Consider the following 3,007-nt stretch of genomic DNA (forward strand, 5'->3'; position numbering starts at 1 on the left):
GACTCCGATCACCACCAGAATGAACTGCTCCATCGTGAAATTCAGCATAGGTACCTACCGTCAGTGAGCCGGACTGCTTGGTGGCATGCCGTTCTTGCACAGATCCAGCTCATAGTTCAGGGCAAAGTCGGTCTTGGGACCTTCCTTCGTCGGTGTATTCGGTTGGATCAGTTTTACCGAAAGGCGGCTACAACCTTCCTCCTTGTGGCGCTGTATCGTGGACACTTCGCCGCGCAACGGGTCGTATGAACCGGTGGTTTCATGGATCTTGTTGGCTACTTCACCTTCCACGATGCCCGAGGCCACACCATCAGGCGAGTGGAGCGCCTGCAACATCAGACCTTTGACACTGTAGCTTTCGGATGCCTGGGAGGCGCTGGCCATCATGGCCAAACAAGCAAGGAAGAGTAGCCTCGTTTTCATCAGTGAACCTCCTGGGGTGGGATTTCAGCCGGTGCTGATGCGCTGGCGTTGGTTGCTGCTTCAGGCTGGGTTTGAATCTCGACTACGACGCGCTTTACTGCGGCACGGAGTACGCTGATCGGACGGTCAAACGGCTCTGCTTTGGCGATAACCTGAATTTCCATCACAGCCTTTTTGCCTTGTGCATCTTTGTATTCCACCCCAACCCGAATGCCTGCGGCATCGCATGAAATGAATTTTGATGGGCGGGAATCTGCGATTGATCCAACCATTGTTCCCACGGCAGCCCCAGCCAAACCAAATGTTGCCCCAACAGAAGCACCCGTCGTTTCCCCCAATACACTCTTGGGATCATCCTGCGTATCAGTCTCGGCAAAGTTATTCACTTCTTCCATGACATCGTTTTCATTTACGAGCTTGGACACAACGGTGGAAGTTGGGTTGTTTTTATGTTGGACAGAGATCGACGCCCCGACGACAAGCACGCAATCAGATTTCTTCTCTTTGGAGACAGCCAGTCCGGCTTCTTCGAACAGCCCGCTGACGGAAGATTCAGCACCATCAAATAGCAGGCCGCGCTCTTTAACAAAACACTCTGTCCCGCTGGGGAGCTTGAACGCATCCCCCTTGACGCTAAATACCTTGGTCGAAATCTCCGCGCTCGCCCCACTGATCGACAGGAACATCGCAACAGCAACAGCTACCAATTTGATCTTCATTTTCTTCCCTTTCTTGTGATGGAATCTGCTCATTGCAGGTGCTTCGATAATAGACCCAATGGGTCTATTGGGCAAGCGCAATTTGGGCTATTGCTTCCCTCTCGTGTAGTAATTGAGCAGCTTCTGTTGCACGCTGTTGTTCACGTCGGTGTTGATTGCTCCGGTAGATGGCAGCGTGGCGGTAGCCATGATCTCAGCCGTGAACTCGCTCATGTCGATCGCTGAAAAATCCATCCGCCCGAACTCATCCATGGTTAGGCCAGAGCAGTCAGAATTTGCCCTTCCGAGCTGGGTGACAGCGGCAGTGTTGATGATCTTTGCCAGCTTGGAATTGAAGCAGCAATAGCGTCTGGTAACTGAAGTGCAGAAGAAGCCATTGCAATTAGAACTGTAATGGCGGCATAGGCCAGCGCCGTTCTTCTGTGCCAGCTCTTTTTCATCTTGTGGACAGGAGGTCACTTCCACGATAACCAGGACAGCGACAGCAACCGCAAAAGTTGTTGGATCGAACGCAAATGAAAATCCAGCCGACGAAGAATAGGTCATGGTCAGGCCATAAGCCCCCATTGAATATCCGCCTGCAGCAGCTCCGGTCGTCGCAGCTGCCGACATTGCTTCCATCCCGCGCATGGAGTCATAGGCACTTGACATGACGTCGTACATATAAGAGCTTCCTGCGGAAATCGCCTGACCACCTGCTGTAGTAAGGATTCTTCCGCCGATGCTGGAATTCTTCACAGCCCCGCCTTTGGGATCGCAGCAGCGAGACAAGCTGTCTTGGTCGCAACTTTCAGCGTTGCCACTGAAAATCTTCTGGTTGGCATCGATGTAGGTTGCAGCTTGTCTTCCAACTTCCTGTGAGGCCACAGCAAGCGCGAAATCACCATCTGGCACATGGCCGGTGTCAAAGCAATTTCCACCGGTGCAGTATTGCTGGGAGCCACAATCCAGAACTGTTGTTGAGCCTCCGGATGGGCAGCTATAAGTCTTTTCTTGCAGCATGCAGTTAGCGCCTGTAGCGCCAGCCGGACTGAGACAGGTGGACGAGCTATAGGTGCAACCCTTTGCATCAAGCGCGGCACAATCTGATTGCACGGCACCGAGACAGGAAAAACTGTCTTGCCATGCCCAACAGTCCTTGTATACGGCAAGCCCATTGATGACTCTGGTTTCAGCAGGCTCTGTGCACACATGGGATGCAAGCTGGCATGATGGATTCGACGAAACGGAATCGCATGCCGAGGTGTTAATGGTATCTGTGACGATTGTGTAAGTCGTGTCCAGCTTTACAGTGTTGGCTGGTGGAGCGGCGCTTCCGCCACACCGATAGGTGTTCGTCCAGCGCAAGCAACCGGAACTTGATGGGGATGAGCAAACGGAAGAAACCTGCTGACATCCAGGCATGGTGCTGATCGCTGCACAGTAATCGACGGCAGCCTTATCCAGACAGTTGTAGGTGTCGGTGTATTTCCAGCATGTCGCATTGATGGCCGGATCGGTAAGGCAGACATCAACCCCGCTGATCTTCTTGCATGGAGTCGCATCAACGCAGACGGAACCGGTTTTGACGCAAGAGGCGGCGATAGATGCATGGCTTGCCAGCACCAACAGGGTGAATAGCAGGGAACGGATTATCATAGTGCAGCGGCCTCCTGAACGGCGCACCCGTTGTCGATGGTGCTGGTAATGACGGGCGGCTGGCCGCACATCGTGTTGACACCAGTGCCAAATGGAGTTGTGTTGGCAGGGCAGATGTAACTGAACGTAGCGGCAACAGACCTTGTGCATAAACTGCCATTGCTGGACAGAGAATATCCAGTGGGGCATTGATATAACGCCGTGGCATTTGAGTTTGAAACCGTAGA

General features: G+C 53.0%; 3 protein-coding genes. All 3 read right to left on the minus strand.

Annotated features, from left to right (window positions below; translation table 11 throughout):
- Positions 1 to 60 precede the first annotated feature (60 nt).
- Complete coding sequence (locus tag ACYCZ5_RS13910; RefSeq protein ID WP_461545403.1) at positions 61 to 423, minus strand: hypothetical protein; 363 nt, start codon at positions 421 to 423, stop codon at positions 61 to 63.
- Entirely contained in the window at positions 423 to 1,142 is a 720-nt protein-coding gene (locus tag ACYCZ5_RS13915; RefSeq protein WP_461545404.1) for a hypothetical protein, read from the minus strand. The genes ACYCZ5_RS13910 and ACYCZ5_RS13915 overlap by 1 nt, the downstream gene beginning before the upstream one ends.
- Positions 1,143 to 1,229: 87 nt before the next feature.
- On the minus strand, positions 1,230 to 3,007 hold a 1,778-nt coding region (gene traN / locus ACYCZ5_RS13920), incomplete at its 5' end, for a conjugal transfer protein TraN (protein WP_461545405.1).

Source organism: Sideroxydans sp., assembly GCF_054604835.1.